The sequence below is a fragment of the Streptomyces actinomycinicus genome, from assembly GCF_016741775.1.
Classification (GTDB): domain Bacteria; phylum Actinomycetota; class Actinomycetes; order Streptomycetales; family Streptomycetaceae; genus Streptomyces; species Streptomyces actinomycinicus.
Genome location: NZ_JAERRK010000007.1, coordinates 114,747 through 133,269 on the forward strand (window position 1 = coordinate 114,747; position 18,523 = coordinate 133,269).

General features: G+C 69.5%; 15 protein-coding genes. 9 read left to right on the plus strand and 6 right to left on the minus strand.

Annotated features, from left to right (window positions below):
• Positions 1–64 precede the first annotated feature (64 nt).
• Complete coding sequence (locus JK359_RS16455; protein WP_201836229.1) at positions 65–1,897, plus strand: FG-GAP-like repeat-containing protein; 1,833 nt, start codon at positions 65–67, stop codon at positions 1,895–1,897.
• A gap of 324 nt (positions 1,898–2,221) precedes the next feature.
• Here JK359_RS16455 and JK359_RS16460 read toward each other — a convergent pair whose 3' ends face one another.
• Complete coding sequence (locus JK359_RS16460; RefSeq protein WP_201836231.1) at positions 2,222–2,716, minus strand: hypothetical protein; 495 nt, start codon at positions 2,714–2,716, stop codon at positions 2,222–2,224.
• An 849-nt stretch (positions 2,717–3,565) separates the two neighbouring features.
• Between JK359_RS16460 and JK359_RS16465 the strand changes: the two genes are divergently transcribed.
• The 5 genes from JK359_RS16465 to JK359_RS16485 are packed head-to-tail and all read left to right on the plus strand — an operon-like array spanning position 3,566 to position 10,908.
• Entirely contained in the window at positions 3,566–4,828 is a 1,263-nt protein-coding gene (locus JK359_RS16465; RefSeq protein WP_201836234.1) for a phenylacetate--CoA ligase family protein, read from the plus strand.
• Between the two features lie 5 nt (positions 4,829–4,833).
• Positions 4,834–6,111, plus strand: a complete 1,278-nt coding sequence (locus JK359_RS16470; protein ID WP_372445415.1) for an MFS transporter — start codon at positions 4,834–4,836, stop codon at positions 6,109–6,111.
• A complete protein-coding gene (locus JK359_RS16475) occupies positions 6,108–7,244 on the plus strand; it encodes a GNAT family N-acetyltransferase (RefSeq protein ID WP_201836237.1) in 1,137 nt (378 codons plus the stop codon). The genes JK359_RS16470 and JK359_RS16475 overlap by 4 nt, the downstream gene beginning before the upstream one ends.
• A complete protein-coding gene (locus JK359_RS16480) occupies positions 7,241–8,407 on the plus strand; it encodes a LuxE/PaaK family acyltransferase (protein ID WP_201836238.1) in 1,167 nt (388 codons plus the stop codon). The genes JK359_RS16475 and JK359_RS16480 overlap by 4 nt, the downstream gene beginning before the upstream one ends.
• Positions 8,404–10,908, plus strand: coding sequence for an acyl-CoA reductase (locus JK359_RS16485; protein ID WP_201836240.1), 2,505 nt, complete (start codon positions 8,404–8,406; stop codon positions 10,906–10,908). The genes JK359_RS16480 and JK359_RS16485 overlap by 4 nt, the downstream gene beginning before the upstream one ends.
• 138 nt (positions 10,909–11,046) lie before the next feature.
• Here JK359_RS16485 and JK359_RS16490 read toward each other — a convergent pair whose 3' ends face one another.
• The 3 genes from JK359_RS16490 to JK359_RS16500 form a co-directional block, all read right to left on the minus strand.
• Positions 11,047–11,379, minus strand: coding sequence for a hypothetical protein (locus JK359_RS16490; protein WP_201836242.1), 333 nt, complete (start codon positions 11,377–11,379; stop codon positions 11,047–11,049).
• Between the two features lie 613 nt (positions 11,380–11,992).
• Complete coding sequence (locus JK359_RS16495; RefSeq protein WP_201836244.1) at positions 11,993–12,847, minus strand: caspase family protein; 855 nt, start codon at positions 12,845–12,847, stop codon at positions 11,993–11,995.
• Positions 12,848–13,546: 699 nt separating this feature from the next.
• On the minus strand, positions 13,547–14,443 hold the full coding sequence (locus JK359_RS16500; RefSeq protein WP_201836246.1) for an NAD-dependent epimerase/dehydratase family protein: 897 nt from the start codon (positions 14,441–14,443) through the stop codon (positions 13,547–13,549).
• A gap of 142 nt (positions 14,444–14,585) precedes the next feature.
• On the opposite strand from JK359_RS16500, the gene JK359_RS16505 reads away from it, so the two are divergent.
• Positions 14,586–15,548: a GlxA family transcriptional regulator gene (locus JK359_RS16505; RefSeq protein ID WP_201836248.1), complete on the plus strand. Its 963-nt coding sequence runs from the start codon at positions 14,586–14,588 to the stop codon at positions 15,546–15,548.
• A gap of 157 nt (positions 15,549–15,705) precedes the next feature.
• On the opposite strand, the gene JK359_RS16510 is transcribed toward JK359_RS16505, so the two are convergent.
• Positions 15,706–16,158, minus strand: coding sequence for a hypothetical protein (locus tag JK359_RS16510; protein WP_201836249.1), 453 nt, complete (start codon positions 16,156–16,158; stop codon positions 15,706–15,708).
• 332 nt (positions 16,159–16,490) lie between these two features.
• Here JK359_RS16510 and JK359_RS16515 point away from each other — a divergent pair, with 332 nt between their 5' ends.
• Complete coding sequence (locus JK359_RS16515) at positions 16,491–17,015, plus strand: hypothetical protein (protein WP_307788127.1); 525 nt, start codon at positions 16,491–16,493, stop codon at positions 17,013–17,015.
• 25 nt (positions 17,016–17,040) lie between these two features.
• On the opposite strand, the gene JK359_RS39085 is transcribed toward JK359_RS16515, so the two are convergent.
• On the minus strand, positions 17,041–17,499 hold the full coding sequence (locus JK359_RS39085) for a hypothetical protein (RefSeq protein WP_236677956.1): 459 nt from the start codon (positions 17,497–17,499) through the stop codon (positions 17,041–17,043).
• Between the two features lie 330 nt (positions 17,500–17,829).
• Here JK359_RS39085 and JK359_RS16525 point away from each other — a divergent pair, with 330 nt between their 5' ends.
• Entirely contained in the window at positions 17,830–18,519 is a 690-nt protein-coding gene (locus tag JK359_RS16525) for a helix-turn-helix transcriptional regulator (protein WP_201836253.1), read from the plus strand.
• The last annotated feature ends 4 nt before the right edge of the window (positions 18,520–18,523 follow it).

Sequence of the window (18,523 nt, forward strand, 5' to 3'; positions counted from 1 at the left end):
GTCACGCCCACCATGCCACGCACGCCCCGAGCCCATGCCCCAACCGCCTGGAAGAGGCACCACCATGCCCGTGCCCACGGAACAACTGAAGCTCCAGATCGTCAACGCCGCCACGGGGAAGACCCTCGGCACCAAGGCCGCGCCGGGCGCGGACGGGGCGCTCGTCGTCCGCGACGTCCCGGACGGCGGCCCGAGCCCGCAGCAGTGGCAGCTCACTCCCGTGCGAGCCGCGCAAGGTGAACAGGCATATGTGATCCGCAACGCGGCCGACGGCAAGGTGCTCGACAACCCCGCCGCCGCCGACCGCGGCGTCCGCCAGTGGGACGCCACCGCCGGCAAGAAGAACCAGCACTGGCGCGTCATCGCCATCCAGGGCGAGGCGGGCCTGTACTTCATCGAAGACGCGACCGACGGCGCCGTCCTCGACCTCGCCGCCCCCGGCGACGAGGACACTCGAGTCGTCCTGAGCGAGTACGACGACAGCGCGGAGACACAGCGCTGGCGGTTCGTGACGGCAAAGCCCGAGCGCACCAGCGACCCCGCGCTGCGCTGGGCACCCCTCAGCCACTGGACCAGCCGCCAGTCGTGGCGGCTGGCCCGCTCGACCGCACTGCGGCCGGCACCCGACGCGTCACCCTCTTTCAGCAACATGCTGCTCGTCCTCGAGCAGTTCGGCAGCGACCAGGCCGCCGGCGGATGGAAGAACGACGGGCCCAACTGCTCACCCGGTGGACGGCAGGGCTGGTGGGCCGGGCTCGGTGCGCGTTTCGTCGCCGACCCCACCGGAGCGGGGCGGGCGGACATCGTCGGTCTCAAACCCGCGAAGGGGGCCGTGACGTCGTCGAGCAGGGGCGACGGGACGTTCGACGAAGCCGAGCGCGTCCTGCACCCACCCGCACCCGCTGCGAGTCCCGCGGACCTGTGGACCCTCGTGGACACGACGGGCGGCGGCCGACGCGACGTCGTCGTACTCGCCGCCGACGGTGTCAGGGTGTCTTCTCAGGACGAGGACGGGAAGTTCAAGCCCGCGGGCGGCAAGCTGGCCCTCGAGGCGTTCGGACACGGGCAGCAGGCGGGCGGGTGGCTCGCCGACAAGCATCCCCGCTTCCTCGTCGACACCACCGGTGACGGGCGCGCCGACATCGTCGGCTGCCACGACGACGGCGTCTGGATCTCGCTCCAGGACGAGGAAGGCACGTTCACACCGCTCACCGACGAGCCGGCCCTCCGGGCGTTCGGCCACAACGAGAAGGCGGGCGGGTGGCTCGCCGACAAGCATCCCCGCTTCCTCGTCGACACCACCGGTGACGGACGCGCCGACATCGTCGGCTGCCACGACGACGGCGTCTGGATCTCGCTCCAGGACGAGGAAGGCACGTTCGCCGAGCCGTTGTACATCCTGGACGAATTCGGGGTCGACCAGGGGTGGAACTCGGTCGAGGACCACCCTCGCTTCCTGCTCGCGACCACTGGTGGCGGAGCCGCGGACATCATCGGGTTCGGCCCGCAGGGCGTCGTCGTCGCACGCGGGCGCGGCAACGGCTCGTTCGAGCCCTCGCAGCTCGTCCTGAACGACTTCGGGCGCGCCCAGGGGTGGACAAGTAAGAGGCACCTTCGCTTCCTCGCCGACGTCACCGGCGACGGCACCCCGGACATCGTCGGCTTCGGCGACGAGGGGGTCTGGGTGTCACACAACCGCGGCGACGGCCGGTTCGAGCAAGCCCAGCTGGTATGCCGCGGCTTCGGCTACTCCGACGACGCCGGCGCCTGGCGGGTCGACCGCCACCCCCGATTCCTCGCCGACATCACCGGCGACGGACGCGTCGACATCATCGGGTTCGGCGGCCCGGGCGTGTACGTGGCCCGAAACCTCTACCGCCGCTTCAGAACCCGATAGCCCCCGGAAGACCTCCACAGCCGCATCACGGCGCTGGGCCCGAACCGCAGCCACCTGGCCACCGCGAGTCGACCGCGACCTCCTCGCCGAGCCCGAAGCCTGCGTCCACTGCCCAGCCTGGTGTTACGACAGTGCCGACGGCCCTGGAGGCTGGTGGACGACGCTGTGGACCCTCCCCGCACCTGCGGGGAGCACCGCACACACGGCGGCGGCAAGATCATTCTCTCGCAAGGAGGCGGCCCAGCGGACCTTGACCAGTTGCTATCGATCTTGGACCACCGCGGAGGTGCGCAGACCGATCGCAGTCAGCTTGCCGGCAGGCCCTCAAGGGGCTCCACACATGGGTGAGTCCTCCGGGGCCTTGTTCCAGCTCTCTCGAAGGTCGACCATGTGCTCGAGCGATGCAGGTTTCCATGTAGACGGGGCCAGCGCTCCCCCGCCGGTACGGGCCCAGCTCCTGCCGTCAGGGTCCTGGAACTCCAACCACAGTGTTGACAGCTCCTCGTCGGTGACCTGCACAGATGGCAACCGGCTGCGCAAGCTGGCGCGCAAAGTGTCCGTGGGGATCTTGATCTGCTTGCAAGGCTCGAGTGAATGCAAATCCCACCAAAGACGCCTTCCCGGCAGGAAGAGACGGGTCTCCGTCGGGTGCGGGTTGCCGTTCATCACGACTACCGCGGACGGAGTTCGGTAAAGGTCAACCCGCTCGGCGAAGGCTTTCTGGCTCAGTTCAGCCGCTCGCTCCTCCTCCCGAGCGGCACGCTGCTCCGCTCTGACCCCCAGAATCAGCCCCGCGAGTGCGGCAATGACCGTGATCACCGCACCCACTCCCCTGCCGATCTCCGCCCATGTGGGCGAAGGCGCTGTGGAGTCAGCAGGGGCGTCGCCGGAGTCTTCCGGGTTTTGAGGTGCCGGGTCCGCAGGAGCATCACCGTCGGAACCGGTCGCAGGACCGGGATCGCCGTCGTCGGGCACAGGCTGCCCCCCGCTACTCGCTTCAGCCATGCGACTGAGATTACAAGCGCAGTGCCTGTCCAGGACCTCCTTATCAACATGGAAAATTTCCGGTTCCCACTTGAATGGCAAACGGTCAAAATCCGGTGTCACGGACAATGGCGGCGTCCTCCCGCTGCTCCTGCCTGTGCCCGCCCTCAGGCGGCGGATGTGCGCTATGCGGTAAGGGTCCTGTCGGCCTGCCGCGTACGGCGACGGCCGCGGGTCAACACCTGGGACGGCCTCCAGGTCGTCATCGAGCACCGTCCGCCGGGTGGCGCGGAACCCTTCCCGTTCACCCCCACAGTCCAAGCCAGTTCCGCTGCTCGTCCGATGGCGCCGCGGACCCGCCTCTCATAAAGGGCACTTGAGGGGTGTTCAACAATTTCTTATGAAGAGCGGTTGCATGTGACGGGCATCTCCGGTTCTGAGGGAACCAGAAGCAGTCACAACTCGTCCGCCCGTCGCCTGAACCCTCTTGCCTACGTGGCTAGTTCACGCAAGCGCGTTCCGAATGTTGAGATATCCTTCTGCTCCGGATGCCCCGTTCAGCGCGGTGCACCGTTGATTGAAATGGTCAACGACAAGGCCGTCCTCCGTACCGGAGCGGCCCCACTCGTCGTATCACCGTCGGCTTTTTCCATTCCGGCGGTTCACGCCTCCGAGCAGGAATTGATGCCCGTTCAACCACTCACGGAGCTCATACGCTTCGCGCGCCACAACTCGCCTTTCTATCGTGAGCTCTACGCTCACCTGCCCAGTCACGTGGCACACCTCACGGACCTTCCGGTGGTGCCACAGGCGGACTTCTGGCGGGCCAACTCGCCCCGGGACAACCGGCTGCTGACCGCGCCGCTCCACGAGGCGGTCGTCTTCCGCAGCGGCGGCACCACCGGATCCCCGAAGTTCTCCTACTACACCCGCACCGAATGGCGGGAGTTCACCACGGCGTTCGGCGCCGGACTCGTCAATGCCGGTCTGCGACCCGGACATCGGGTCGCCGATCTGTTCTACGCAGGTGACCTGTACGCCAGTTTCAGCTTCATCCTGGACTCGCTGCACCGTTCCCCGGCGGCCAACGTCCGCCTCCCCATCGGCGGCGCGGCGCCCTGGGAATCCACCGCCGCCACCCTGGAGGAATTCCAGGTCCAGGTCGTCGCCGGAACGCCCACCACCCTGTGCTCCCTCGCCGAGCGCCTCACCGTTGCCGGCCGTTCGCTTCCGGACGTGGAGCTGCTGTTCTTCGGCGGTGAATGCCTCTTCGGCGACCAACTCCCCCTGCTCTCAGGTGCGTTCCCGAAGGCACAGGTGCGCTCCCTCGGCTACGCCAGCGTGGACGCCGGGCTGCTCGGGGAGGCCGTGCCCGGCGGTGACCCGCGCGTGCACCGCGTGTTCACCCCGTACACGATGGTCGAGATCCTCGACGAGGAGACCGACCGGCCCGTCAGCAGCGACGGCGTTCCGGGACGGCTGGTCGTCACCGACCTGCGCAGACGGCTCATGCCGGTGCTGCGCTATCCGGCCGGTGACCGGGCCGAGTGGGTGGACCGGAACGCCGGTGTCTTCCGCATCCTGGGCCGCGCCGAGGAGGGCGTGCGGGTCGGTCCCGTCTCCCTCTACACCCAGGACGTCCACGACATCGTCATGGCTGCCGACACGGCCGGTGAGGTGACGGGGCTGCAACTCGTGGTGCGCCGCAGCAACGGCCGGGACGGCTTGGTACTGCGGCTCGCGACGGGTGAACCCGGCGTCGGGAACGACGCGTTGGCGGATGCCGTCGCCACTGCCGTCCTGGCGCAACGCCCGCTCTATCGAAACGCGACCGCTGCCGGTCATGTGAACCCGCTCACCGTCCAATGGGTGCGGCACCAGGACCTGGCCGTCAACCCCCGTACGGGCAAGCTCATCCGCGTCATCGACGAACGGCCGCATTCATGAACGCGGTGGGGTCCCGCACACGCCGTCTGCCCCTCGTACTGCGCAACGCGTCGTTCGGCCGGGTCTGGGCCGGTCAGCTCCTCACCCAGGCCGCGAGCAGGATGTTCCAGGTCGGCGCGGTCTGGTGGCTGGTCGGATTCGCGGGCGGCGGGCACCGCGGGCTCGACTCGGGCCTCTTCCTCATGGTCAGCACGCTGCCAGCGGTCGCGCTCGCCCCCGTGGTCGCCCGCATCGTCGCACGTCACGCCCATCGGACGGTGCTGGCCGGCGCGGCGGGCGCGGCCGGCGCGGCGGCCACGGTGGCCGCCGTCCTGGCGCAGTCACGGCCACTGCCGGCGGCCGCGATCTACGCGGTGGGGCTGGCGCTGGCTGCCTGTCAGGCGCTCTTCGACCCGTGCCTGACGACATCGGTGCCGGAACTCGTCGAGGACGCCGACATCGAGGCGGCCACCGGATTCGAGCTGTCCACCCAGTCGGTCGCCGGGCTCGGCGGAGGACTGCTCGGGCCGCTCGCGGTCGAAGCGGGCGGACTCGCGGGCGTCGTCGCCGCCTGCGCGGCCGCCTACCTGCTCGCGGCCCTGCTGGTCCTCTCGGCGCGCTTCCCGCACGCCATGGCCGGGACGCACGGACCGCACAGCGGCACGGCGCCCGCACCGCGGACGCTGCGCCAGGTCCTGGCCGGACTCCCGTTCATCCGCCGTGTGCTGGTCTGCTTCGCCGCCGCCAACGTCTTCACCACCGCCGTCTACGTCGTGATGCCGCTCTACACACGGGGTGTACTGCACTCCACCGGCACGACCGTGGCTTCGCTGGAGGCCGCCCTCGGCGCGGGCACGCTCGTCGGATCCTTCACCGGTGCCCGCGTTCCGGGGCGCCCCGTCACCGTCGGCACCGTGAGTCTGACCGTGACGGCCGCGGCCCTCGGGCTGCCGGGCCTCTTCCCCGGGCACGCCGTGGCATTGGGTGCCCTGGCCGTCGTCGGCTGGTGCATCGGCGTGATCGGCGTCCGGTTCGTCGCGTTGTTCCAGCGCCTGGTGCCAGCCGACGACAAAGCGGAGTTCTTCGCGGTCATGCAGGCGCTGCTCGGTGCCACGTTCCCCGTCGCCTCACTCGTCTTCGGCGCGTTGGGTGACCATCTGACGGCCCGCACGCTCTGCCTGGTGCAGGGCGCGGGTCTCGTGCCGGTCGCGCTGGCACTGTGGTGGGCCGGCGGACGGGCCGGCGCCGACGGACCCCGGGCGTCCGCGGCGCAGCCCCTGGCCCGGGCGGGGGAAATGTCATGAGCGTCGTCGTCTCCCCCGCCGCTGTCCAGGACATCGCGGAACTGCGGCAGTTGTACTTCGACGTGTACGGGCACGGCTACCCGGTACCGCTCGGCAGTGACCCGGCCGTCATGCGCCGCCTGATCACCGACGGCACCGCGCACTGGCTCACCGCCCGCACGCACCGCGCCGACATCGTCGGGTCCGCCGTCGTACAGACCGACCCGGGCAGCCGCATCGGCAAGCTCGTCGGGCTCGCCGTGCATCCCGGCCACCGGGGCGGCGGGCTGGCTTCCCTGCTGACCGGTGCCGTCTGCGACGAAGCGTTCGCCACCGGCCGCCTCGACTCGGTGTACGCCACCGTCCGCGTCGTCACCGAGGGCCCCCAGCACGTCGTCGTACGCAACGGCTTCCGGCCGCTGGGCCTGCTGCCCAACGCGGTCGAGGTCGAGGGGTGTGAGAGCCTCGCGCTGTTCGCCCGCTACGCCGACGGCGTGCTGGACCGCCGCGCCCCCGTCGAGCACGTGCCGGAACGGCTGTCGGCGCTGCTGTCCGCCGCCTCCGGCGGCATCGGCATCGACTACGGCGCCACCGGGTTCGTCCCCGGTGGCGGTGCGGTGCGCGCCACCGGTACGGCCGCGCCGATCGAGCTGATCGAGGCTCCGGCCTTCGTCCGCCGCCGCTTCCTGGAACGGTTCCCCGAGGCGGGCGACCGCTTCTTCCCGCTGCACACCCCGAACGCCCTCCTGGTGGCGGCCGACGGCGGCTTCGAGGCGTACGCGGACCTCGACCCGGTGGCCGGGAGCTGCGCGCTCGTCGCCGTCCACCCGCGCCCGGCCGCGGTGACCGGCTCGCTGGAGGCGCTGATGACCAGGGTCACCCGGGCCGGCGCGGACTACGCCGAGACGCTGCTCCCACTGGCCGACACCGAGGCCCTGGAGGTCTATCTCGCCTCGGGGTTCGTGCCGAGCGCGGTCTATCCCGCCATGCGCCGCATCGACGACCGCTTTCACGACCACGTGGTGCTCTCCCGCACGAGCCGCCAGATCGACTTCCGGACGACGGCCGTCAGCCCCTTGCTCCGGCCGTACCTGGGCGCCTATCTGAGCGCCTGGACCGCCACCTACCTGCCCCTTCACGAGGTGTCCCGATGAACCCCCATCTCGCTCCCGTCGAGGTCCCCGACCCGGTGGCGCTCGGCCACGTGCAACGGCTGTGCGACCTGGCGGAGCCGTACTCGGCCGGAGCCGGCACCGACGAGCTGTTCGCCGCGGCGATGGCCGAGACCCATGCCTGGCACGCCCAGCGCTCCGCGTTCTACGCCGCCCTGCTCCAGGACACGCCCGAGGCCCCGGCGCCCACGATCGGCGGCACCGTGCGCACCCCCCTCGTGCCCGCCGCCTTCTTCAAGCGCCACGAGGTGCTCTCCATCCCCCGCGAGGAGGTGTTCCTGCACCTGACCTCCTCGGGCACCACGGGCCAGAAGTCGCAGATGTTCTTCGACGAGTGGACGATCCGCTCGGCGCAGCGCATGGTGGCCCGGATCTTCGACCACTACGGCTGGATCACCCCCGACCAACCGGTCAACTACCTGCTCTACAGCTACGAGCCCGCGCCGTCGCTGAAGCTGGGCACGTCGTTCACCGACAACTACCTGTGTGACTTCGCCCCGGCCCGGCACACCACGCACGCGCTGCGGCACACCGGCTCCGGTCACGAGTTCGACGTGCACGGCTGCATCGCGGCGCTCCAGCGGTACGCGGACGACGACGTACCGGTGCGCATCCTGGGCTTCCCGGCCTTCCTGTATTTCACCCTGGAACGGATGAGGGCCATGGGTCTGCCGCCGCTGCGGCTGCCCGAGGGATCGCTGGTGGTGCTCGGCGGCGGCTGGAAAGGCCATGCAGACCGGCAGATCGGCAAGGACGTGTTCTACGCCGAGGTCACCGAACGCCTCGGCATCCCGGGCGACCGGGTCCGGGACACGTTCGGCTCCGTCGAGCACTGCGTGCCGTACGTCGAGTGCGCACACCACCGGCTGCACGTGCCGGTGTGGTCACGCGCGGCGGTCCGCGACACGGCGACGCTGCGTCCGCTGCCGTACGGAGAGCGCGGCTTTCTTCACCTGGTCAGCCCGTACATCACCGCCGTGCCGGCGCAGAGCGTCGTGATGGGCGACCTCGCCTCGCTGCACCCGGGCGAGGACTGCCCCTGCCCGCTGTCCACCGACTGGTTCACCGTGCACGGCCGTGCCGGGGTGAGCCGCAACCGCAGTTGCGCGGTCGCCGCCGCCGAACTGATGAAGGGAATGTCGTGACCACCTCCGCACTTCACCTCTGGCAGGGCGAGTTCATCGACGACGCCGAGGCCGGCCGACGGCTCGCCGGGCTGGCGGAGTCGGCCGGGCGGGTCCTGGCACGTCCGCTGCCCACCGACGTGGTACTCGGCGCCTGCGCCGCGGTCAGCCGTGATCTGGCCGATCCCGGCTCCGGCCTGTACGGCCGGCTGGCCGGGCAGCTGACCGCCGCCGAGGCCGCGGCCACCTTGGCCGAGCTGGCCGGCGCGCTCACCCGGCGGGCGCTGGAACGCAAGCTGCGCCGGGAACTGGGCGGGCTGCGGCCGGAGCGGCTGACCCGGCCGGACGGCCGCGAGACGGTGTACGAGTCCTGGGCGCCCGTGGGCCTGCTGGTGCACATCGCGCCTGGGAACGCTGCCGCCGTGGCACCCCTGAGCGTCGTCGAGGGCCTGCTGGCGGGCAACGTCAACGTCCTGAAGACCAGCAGCTCCGACACCTCACTCGCCCAGGACCTGCTGGCCGCCCTCGGGGCCGCCGACCCGACCGGGCTGATCTCCGAGCGCGTGGTGGCCCTGCGCTTCCCGTCCTCGCGGCGGGACTGGATCCAGGCGGTGTGCGGGCAGGCCGACGCGATCGCCGTCTGGGGCGGAGAGGATGCCGTACGCGCGGTGAGCGACATCGCACCGCCGGGCTGCCGGGTCGTCGAGTGGGGGCACCGCATCTCCTTCGCCTACCTGACCCGGGCAGCAGCGGCCGACGACAGCACCCTCGACGCGCTCGCCGGGGATGTGTGCCGCTTCGAACAGCAGGCGTGCTCCAGCCCTCAGGTGGTCTATCTCGACACGCCGGACGCCGACGACGTCTTCGCGTTCGCCGGGCGGTTCGCCGAGCGGCTGGCGAAGGTGTCCGGCGCCCTGCCCGCGCCACTGCCCGGACCGGCCGAGCAGGCGGAGATCACCACGGTGCAGCAGCTGGCCCGGCTCGAAGAACACCTGGGCCTCACCCGCGTGTTCGCCGCCGACGACGGCTCGTGGCGGGTGATGGCGGACACCCGGCCGACGCTGGACGCCTCCCCGCTGCACCGCAGCGTCTGGGTGAAGCCACTCCCCCGGCACACGGTCACGGCGACACTGCGGCCGATGCGCCGCTACCTGCAGACCGCGGCCGTGGGCGGCAGCCCGGCGGACGTGGCCGGGCTGTCGCGCGCCCTCTTCGCCGCGGGGGTCACCCGGGTCACCCCGGTCGGCTCCATGCTGGAGGGTTACGAGGGTGAACCGCACGACGGGGTCTACGCGTTGCAGCGCTACAGCCGTCGGGTCAGCGTGCGCGCGCCGGGCGACGCGTTCCGCACCGTCGCCTGCCTGGACGACCTGGTGGCGCCCCCGGTCCTGCCCCCGGCGCCCGAGGCGCCGCTGCTCGGCAAGGAAGGCGTGCAGCGCGCTCTCCTCTCGCTGGACCCGCGCGACGCCCACCTGTACTTCCGCAGCGGGGGTTCCACGGGCGCGCCCGCCCTGTCGGTGTTCACCTGCGACGACTACGACAACCAGATGCGCGCCGCAGCCGACGGGCTGCTCGCCGCCGGCTTCGACCCGGCCCGTGACCGGGCGGCCAACCTGTTCTACTGCGGCGGGATGTACGGGAGTTTCATCAGCTTCTTCTCCATTCTGGAGCGCCTGAAGGCCACACAGATCCCGATGGCCGCGGGTCCCGACCACGCCATGACCGCCGAGGCACTGCTCACCCACGGGGCGGACACCCTCTTCGGCATGCCGTCCTACTTGTGGCAGCTGTTCCACGCCGAGGCGGACCGGCTGCGTGCGTACGGCGGGATCAGGAAGGTGTTCTACGGCGGGGAGCACTTCACCCCCGAGCAACGCCGGGTGCTGACCGAGGAGTTCGGTGTCGAGGTCATCCGTTCCGCCGCGTACGGCAGCACCGATCTGGGGCCGCTGGGCTACCAGTGCACGGCGGGAGAGGGGGCGGTCCACCATGTGCTGACCGATCTGCACACGCTGGAGATCCTCGACCCGCACACGGACCGGCCGGTGGCACCTGGCGAGCCGGGACGGCTGGTCTTCACCTCCCGGGCCCGTGCCGGACAGCGGCTGGAGCGCTACGAGATCGGTGATCTGGGCCGGGCGGTGGAGGGCGCCTGCGCGTGCGGCAGCCACGTGCCGAGGCTTGAACTGCTGGGGCGCTACGGCGACGTCGTGCGCGTCGGCACGTACTTCGTCAACTACCGGCGGATCCTGCGGGCCGCACAGGAACTCCTCGGCTACCACGGTGAGATGCAGTTGCTGGTCGCGTCCGGCTCCGGCCGGGAAGTGGTGACGGTCCGGCTCGACGAGGAGTACGCGAGCGACCCGGAGGCAGCGCGGGAGGCTCTCCTCGCCGAGGTGACGGAGCTGGCCGCGGCCGAGGCGGAGGGTCTGCTGGCCTTCACCGTGGAGACCGTGCGGAGGGAGACGTTCGAGCGAACCTCCACCAGCGGCAAGCTGCGGACGGTCGTCGATCTGCGCTAGCCGGCCCCCGTCCGGGCGACGGACACCATTCCGCCGGCCAGGCCGGCGGAATGGCAGCCTCCGCTTCCACCAGGTCCAACAGGACCTGAGCACCGCCTGCAGACCCAGACGGGTCCCGCCGTTGTGCGGAGGCGGCGGCTACGAACCGAATCTCACGCTGTGTGGGAGGTCGCCGAAGAAGCTGGTGAACTGGCCGGGCTGCAGGCTGCCCCAGGAGTTTTCGCAGTTGCTGTCGAAGTAGAGCGTGGAGGTGGCGTTGGCCTGGTTCGAGGCGCTGGTCGCACCCCCGTGGAGTGGTTCGCACGTACGGAGGGCCGGGTCCTTGATCTGGAAGTCCCCCACCGACGAGCTGTAGAAGAACGTGCCGGCGGCAGCGTGGGCACTGCTCATGGGAAGCGCGATGAAGAGCGCGAGGCCGGCACCCGCGGTCAGAGCCAGTCGGCCCAGGCGGGCCGCCGAAATGCGAGTCATGGTCATGAACTCCACGGTTCCAGACGGCACCGGGCGTGCCCATGGAACACAGACCGCACGGACCGGGAAACGGAAGCAAACAGACCACGCGCGCGCCCGCCCGAGTTACGCGCGCCTGCCCGCCCCGCAACACTCGCCGTCGGGCCGTGGAGGCCCGTTCCGACCTACGTCGGCATCCACGGGATCGCTGACAAACCGATTTCAGGGAAGCACCCTCACCATCAGGCGGGTCCGAATCCGGGTATCCACCGCCTGCTGCGGCTCGCCCCAGCACCCACTCTGCAGGAGCGTGGATCCTGCGGCACGTACGTCGAGGCTGCCGGCACGGCCGACGCGTGGCTTTGCGGATCGACGACGCCCACGATTGTGAGCAGCAGAGCCTATGCGCCGACCGCGCCCTGAACTCGCCGACTTTGACGTAGGAGCCATTACGCCGGGCGTACGACCGTGCGGGGGCCGATGTGACGAGCGAGGTTCAGTACCGAGGTCTTCGCGCCTGGCCGACTGGTCAGTAGCGGTGCCTGATGCGGTCAGGGGATTGGGTGCGAGCACGACCCGGCACCAAGGGCCAAGCAGCGGACTGCGGGGGGAAACGCCAGGATAAGACGACCTCTCAGATGGTGAAGGGTCGCTGGCGGATGAACCGCGTATTGGCGTGACCGGTCACGAAGAAGTTCGGGCTCTGAGTGGCCGGCATCTGGCTGAGGATCTCGCGGTGGAATGCCTTGTAGCCGCCGGGGAACTTGCCACCGTTCCATACCTGGAGCAAGGTCCCAGTGAACAGACCGTTCTGGAAGCCGTCCGCCGCCAGCTGATTGTCCTGACACGCCGAGATGAGCAGAACCGTCGCCCCGAGGTCACGGGTGTCTCTGGCGTTGAGTTTGCGCTGGATGTCATCGTAGCGCTGTTGATCTCGGTCGTAGACCTCGCGCTGCTTGTCCAACGGCATGATCCTGGCTGTCGTCTCGACCTCGTTGGGGTCGGTTGTCTGAAACTGCTCTTCGAGGGCTTGCGGGGTGAGAATCTCCCGAACCTTAACGCCGCTGCCGCTGTGGCAGCAGTCGAGGAGACAGAGAATCCGTACACCCTCTGCGAAGCCTTCGAACTCCTTGTAGAGCTCGTCGTCGATGTACTCCCGGTCGTAGAGACACATGGTCTCGTCGAGTCGATCCGGTTCGTCCTCGGGGCCGTTGAGGTCCGGTATCTGGCCCCCGTGCCCTGAGTAGGTGAAGAACAGCAGGTCACCGGCCGTGAGAACTCGCGCAGCCTTACGCAGTTCCGTGGTCACATTGTCGACTGTGGCGTCGGAAGTAAGCAAAGTCGTGCGCTCCTGGAACCCAGCGTCTTTGGCCAGCTGGTCCATGCTACGGGCGTCGTTTTCACAAGCGATGAGCTTGCCGTTCCAACCGCCGTACTCGTTGGGGTCGACGCCGTTGAGGCCGAGGTGGAGGGAAATTCCGCGAGCCATGGCAGCTCCTTCGGTGCGGAAGCGGGTGTCACGAAGGGCACAGGACTGGTCACAGGTATCTACGGAACGAGCCTGCCCGCCTGATTCCGGCCTCAAGGGTAATAGCGTGAACGGCGCACAGCAGGCCAGTTAGGCCATTGGAGTGATGCGGTATCGACGATCAGCCAGTAGCCTCGGGAATAGAGATTGTGATCCTGCCCTACGGCCAATTCGGCCTGCTATTCCGTCCCGGCCGACGGCTCGCCGCGTCACGGGGCCACCGCAAAGCCCCTGTGGCGGACGTCGACGTGTGGACCGCGGGAGTCTTCTGTGACCCCCCGCAGGCGAAGGCAAGGCCAGGACATCGAACCACCCGCCTGTGTGGTTGACGCGCGGAGCGTCAAGACTTTCGCCAGCGTCCCCGCCTCGAGTTCGCGTCGGGTCAGGGCGGCGACGTCGGCAAGACAACCATCGGCCCGAAGCGGAGCATCATCACCGCCACCCTGGCCTTCTCCCGGCCGTCCTGATCAGAGCAGTCGGCGCCCAGACTCCGCCGCAGGCCGAACCCTCTCGACCAGGCGACGGCCGCCCAACCCGCGACCCTCTGGGCAGACGGCAGCTCGCAAACCGTCCCGCCGACCTGGTCGCCTGGCCCGTGCCCGCCCTAACCCGGTTGAGAGCCTGGGCGGGCGTGGGGCTGGCCGGCCGTCTCCGCGTGGATCAGGCCGCCAGCGCTTCGCGCAGCGTTGAAGGCTCGAGCCCGAAGGTGTCCCGGATGTCGCTGTCGTCCACGATGAACGGACGCTCTGACATGTAGCTCATCTCGATGAACTCGCGCCACAGCGGATCGGTGAAGGACAGGAGTGTCAGATCCCGTTCGCTGAGCGGCTCCAACCGCGGTTCGGGCGCTCCATGGAGTCCGGCGAGTGCGGTCGCGGCCTGCCGCAGGGTTGTGGTGATGACCGGGGCGTGCCAGGGCCGCCCCCATGCCCGTGTGTCGCCGCTGACCGCCACCAGCGCCGCCGCGACGTCCTCGGTGTAGGAGAACGAATGAGCCGCATCGGGATTGCCGTGGACGAGAGCCAGTTCGCCGTCGCGGACCCGAGGCGCGACCAGCAGTGTGAACGCCGACACTGCGCCCGAGCCGAGGTACTGGCCGGCTCGCACTTCGGTGACCCGCAGCCGCCCTTGGTCGTGGGCCTCCTTGGCCTGCCGCCACAACTCGGCCCTCACCCGGCCTTTTCGAGTGTGCGGGGCCATCGGCGTGCGCTCGGTGACCGGCCCGGTGGTCTGCTGGTATCCGTAGTGGTTGCCGAGCATCACGTAGTCGGCCCCGGCCCGTTCGGTCGCGGCGAGGATAGAAGCGAACAAGGCCGGCATCGTCTCTGGCCACGTGTGGTAGGCGGTCATGGCGGCGTTGAAGACCGTGTTCGCTCCGGCCAGTGCCGCGGCCAGCTCGTCAGTGCGCTCCGCATCCAGGGCGATCCGATCAATGCCGGGGTGGTCAGGGCCACTGCCGCTGCGCGTGATGAGGCGGACCCGCTCACCGCCGTCGGCCAGTTGCCGCGCGGTCGCGGCACCGGTCGCGCCCGCTCCGATGACGACTGATTCAGTCATGACGTTGTCTCCTGATGTCCTCAAATGAACTCTCCCTGAAAGGAGATGTGGTGCGCGGGGCCCCGATCGCTTGCCCAACTCTGGCGTGCGGACGCGAGGTAGGGTCAGTGGCCTGAAAGCCACGAGACCCAAGGATCCAGCCATGCACCGTGTCGCCGTCCTGGCCGTCCCTGCGGTCAAGCCCTTCGACCTGTCCATGCCGTCGACGCTGCTCGGCGCGGCCGAACTCGACGGTCGCCCCGGCTATGAGGTCACGGTGTGCACCGCCACGCCCGGTACAGTCGCCGCCTCCGGTGGCATCGAGGTGGTGATCCGGCACGATCTTCAGGCGGTCGAAGCGGCGGACACGGTGATCGTCCCCTCAACCGCCAGCCGGCACGATGCCGAGCCGGCCGCACTGGAGGCCTTGCGGGCGGCGGCCGCCGCGGGCAAGCGTGTCGCCTCGATCTGCAGCGGCGCCTTCGTTCTTGCCCAAGCCGGACTCCTCGACGGCCGTGCTGCCACCACCCACTGGGCTCTGGCCGAGGAACTGCAGCACGCCTTCCCTCTGGTGCGCGTCGATGCCGACCGGCTGTTCGCCGAGGACGGACCGATCGTCACCGGCGCGGGCTCGGCCGCCGGGATCGACCTGTGCCTACACCTGATCAGCCGCGACTACGGCGCGGCCGTGGCCAACGCGGCGGCCCGCGCTGCCGTCGTCACCCCGGTACGCCACGGCGGGCAAGCGCAGTTCGTGCAAACCCCGCTGCCGGTCAGGACCGACTCCTCCCTGGACGCGGCCCGCATCTGGGCACTGCAGCATCTGGACCGGGCGATATCCCTGCAGGACCTGGCCGGGCAAGCCAAGGTCAGTGTGCGGACCTTGACCCGCCGCTTCACCACCGAGACAGGTGTGACCCCGTTCCAATGGCTGCTGCAGCAGCGGCTGCTGCGGGCCCGTGAACTGCTGGAGACCACCGATCTCACCGTCGACAACGTGGCCCGGCGCAGCGGCCTCGGCTCCGGCGAGTCACTCCGCCAGCACCTGAACCGTCAGATCGGCATGACTCCGGCCGCCTACCGAGACGCCTTCACTCACCGCCCCGGCGGGAAGACTCGCCAGTGACCGCGTGTGGCTCCACGCGGAAGGGGCCTTGCACGGATGGTTGCTCATGAAGCGCCAGGTCGCCCGCCAGCCCGTCTCGCGTCCGCCCTCGGCCCGCGCCCTGACCGTCGCACCGGCGGTGCGACGGGCGGCTGCGGCGCGGGAGCGCGCTCGATGGTCAGTCGAACCAGACAACGAGTCGCACGTTGTCAGCTCCGTGGAGTTCGGCCAGCGTCCGCATCACGTCCCAGACCGGCGCCCAGTGGGTGCCCGGCCCAGCGACGGTGCTGCGGCTGCGCGTGCCGGATGAATCGGTCTCGTTCCAGTCGGCAGCGGCCAGCTCGGTCCAGCTGATCCACGTCGTTCCGTGTGTGTCCTGTGGCCCGCCCCAGGCGGCGAACGCGGCTCGCAGCCCGTTCGAGGCGCCCTCCGGCAGGCCGCGATCTTGGGAAAGGGGGCGGAATCCGTAGGAGTTACGGACGCCGAAGAGGCAGGCGAGCGCGTCATAGGCGTTGCCGGTGTTGAGGAGGAAGAGGTCGATGGCGGCATGCCACACCGCATCTTCGTCATCCTCCCCGAAGATCCGGGCCAGAGGTCTGCACTCGATCATCCCGCTCACGTCCGTGGACATGTCCGCAGTATGCCCAGGCCAGTCTTCAGTAGGTGGCTTTGATCCGTTGCGAGGAGTCCTCGTCAGCAGATGCTGCACCGCTGGCAGGTATCCCGCCCGCCTCTGCCCGCTTCACGGCCACCCGCTTTGAGGGCTCTTCTCCTTCACAACCGAGAATCATCGCCCGGCCACCTGTCATGACGTGGGCAGAGTGCTTGCCACCGGCGAGGTATACAGCCGCCCCATCCACCGCAAAAGGGCACCAAACCCCGGCGCACCGAGGAACGGCAAACTTGGTGGCCTGGGGCCATGTGCAGCGGGCACGAGGTCGAAGAAGTTCGCGGAGTGTGCCGGTGGATCTCAGCTCAGTGATCATCGCGGTGGCAGGCGTCGCAGGGACCCTGGGAGGATCACTCCTCACCCAACGCGGCACTGAACGAGCAAAGCGCCGGGAAATAGAGTTCGTTCATGAGCATGAAGAGATCCGTGAGAACCGTTCACTCCGACGCACCTGCTACGTGGAACTCAACCGGGATGCCCGACAGTTCACCACCGCACTCAACCGCCACCTACATGTCATGAGGGAGCGCGGTGTGGAGGACGCCGACAGGGACGCACTCAACGAGGCGAAGACCGCGCACCGCGATCGATACTCCGAAGCACAGATGATCGCCCCTGAAGGGGTGCTCCTGACAGCGAGTGCCGTCAACAAGGCCCTGAACGAGGTCTACGGTCAGGTCAAGCGCCTCGAACTCGGTGCTCCTGGGCCAGGGGAAACGATGGAGACCGCGGCCCGGGCACAGTACGAGGTCTGGGACCTCCTGCGAACTATGAGGACTGCCATGCGTCACGACCTCGGTGTGGCGCATGAAGATTGAAAGCCGGCGCTCCTTGCGGTCTGCCTCATCTGCCTCGGCCAGTCGATGGTTGATCGAGGCAAGAGGTTGGGACGCTGCGGTAGACGCCGGCCGCCGCGGCGGTCTTCATCATCTTGCGGTGCATGCTGACCCGGACGCTGGCCAGCACAGCAGCCGGAGTCTCGGGGCGCCACGTCCTGCGCTCCAGGGCCGGCCACGGCTCGTAGTACGGAACCTGGCCCCGCTTGCGCCGCCTCAGCTTGCCGATCCCGCCCTTCGCCGTCGACATAATAACCTTCGCCACCAGGACAAAGGCCGGGCCGACCTCCTCGGAGCGGGCCATCGCGTCCAAGAACTCGCTCCCGCCCGTCTCCGTGGTGACGCCGAGGTCGGCCATCGTCTCCCCGTACGCGTCGCGCAGCCGCTTGCACCCGGGATCCAGGTGGCTGCTGGTGCAGGTGCGCACGTACGCATCGATCGGCGCGACCTCGAAGCCGAGCTCCACCCGTAGGCGACGGTGGGGGTGGCGTACGGGGCCGGGCCGGTCGGGTGCTCGCCGGTCGGCGTGAACGGTGAGGGAAGGCGGTCGGCGTCGACGGCGCGGCCGCCCACCCAGACGTGGGCGAGGTCGACCAGCCAAGGGCCGGGCAGCGCCGGGTCGAACTTGGGGTTACTGGTCAGGTGGGTGGGGCCGTTCAGACCGACGGTGAGGCCGTTCGTGGCGGCGAATGCCGTGTTGACGTCGTTGGCGACGAGGTCCGGCTGCACGCGCTCGTCTCGGTGGGATCGGGTCCGCCGTTCTATCTCCAACCTGTGTTGTTTCTAGAATGGCCGGATGGAGGACATTGAGGCGATCGCGGCGTTGCAGGATCCGGTGCGGCGTCGCCTGTACGAGTACGTGGCGGCGCAGGGCCGCGAGGTCGGGCGCAACGAGGCCGCCGAGGCGGTCGGGGTTGCGCGCACGCTCGCCGCGCACCATCTGGACAGGCTGGCCGAGGTCGGGCTGCTGGAGAGCGGCAGCCGCCGCCTGTCGGGCCGCTCGGGACCGGGGGCGGGCCGTCCCGCCAAGGTATACACGCGTACGCGGGCGGAGGTGTCGGTGTCGCTGCCGGCCCGCGACTACCGCACTGCCGCCGAACTGCTCGCCGAGGCGGCCGAGCAAGCCGGGCTGGATGCAGAGCTGTGTGCGGCGGCGCGCCGCCGGGGTGAGGCCCTGCGTGGTTCGGCGGCGCCCTGCGGCGGTCTTGAAGAGGCCATGGAGATGCTGGCCGCCCGCGGCTACGAACCACGCCTGGAGGACGCCGAAGACGCCCCAGGGGTGTCGGGGGCGGCCACGAGTGTCGTGCGTATGCGCAACTGCCCCTTCCATGACGTCGCCGAGCGCTTCCCGCCATTGGTCTGCGGCATGAATCTCGCCCTGCTGAAGGGGCTGTTGGGCACGGACGGCCCCGTCCGCGCCCGCATGGACCCCCGGCCAGGGGAGTGCTGCGTGGTGGTCGAGAATTCTAAAAACAACATTGATTGACATA

Excerpts from the sequence above, each read along its gene's own strand:
- JK359_RS16495 (WP_201836244.1), bottom strand. The coding sequence starts at position 12,847 with ATGGCTCGCGGAATTTCCCTCCACCTCGGCCTCAACGGCGTCGACCCC.
- JK359_RS16510 (WP_201836249.1), bottom strand. The coding sequence starts at position 16,158 with ATGTCCACGGACGTGAGCGGGATGATCGAGTGCAGACCTCTGGCCCGG.
- JK359_RS16475 (WP_201836237.1), top strand. The coding sequence starts at position 6,108 with ATGAGCGTCGTCGTCTCCCCCGCCGCTGTCCAGGACATCGCGGAACTG.
- JK359_RS16525 (WP_201836253.1), top strand. The coding sequence starts at position 17,830 with ATGGAGGACATTGAGGCGATCGCGGCGTTGCAGGATCCGGTGCGGCGT.
- JK359_RS16480 (WP_201836238.1), top strand. The coding sequence starts at position 7,241 with ATGAACCCCCATCTCGCTCCCGTCGAGGTCCCCGACCCGGTGGCGCTC.
- JK359_RS16505 (WP_201836248.1), top strand. The coding sequence starts at position 14,586 with ATGCACCGTGTCGCCGTCCTGGCCGTCCCTGCGGTCAAGCCCTTCGAC.
- JK359_RS16455 (WP_201836229.1), top strand. The coding sequence starts at position 65 with ATGCCCGTGCCCACGGAACAACTGAAGCTCCAGATCGTCAACGCCGCC.
- JK359_RS16465 (WP_201836234.1), top strand. The coding sequence starts at position 3,566 with ATGCCCGTTCAACCACTCACGGAGCTCATACGCTTCGCGCGCCACAAC.
- JK359_RS16500 (WP_201836246.1), bottom strand. The coding sequence starts at position 14,443 with ATGACTGAATCAGTCGTCATCGGAGCGGGCGCGACCGGTGCCGCGACC.
- JK359_RS16490 (WP_201836242.1), bottom strand. The coding sequence starts at position 11,379 with ATGACTCGCATTTCGGCGGCCCGCCTGGGCCGACTGGCTCTGACCGCG.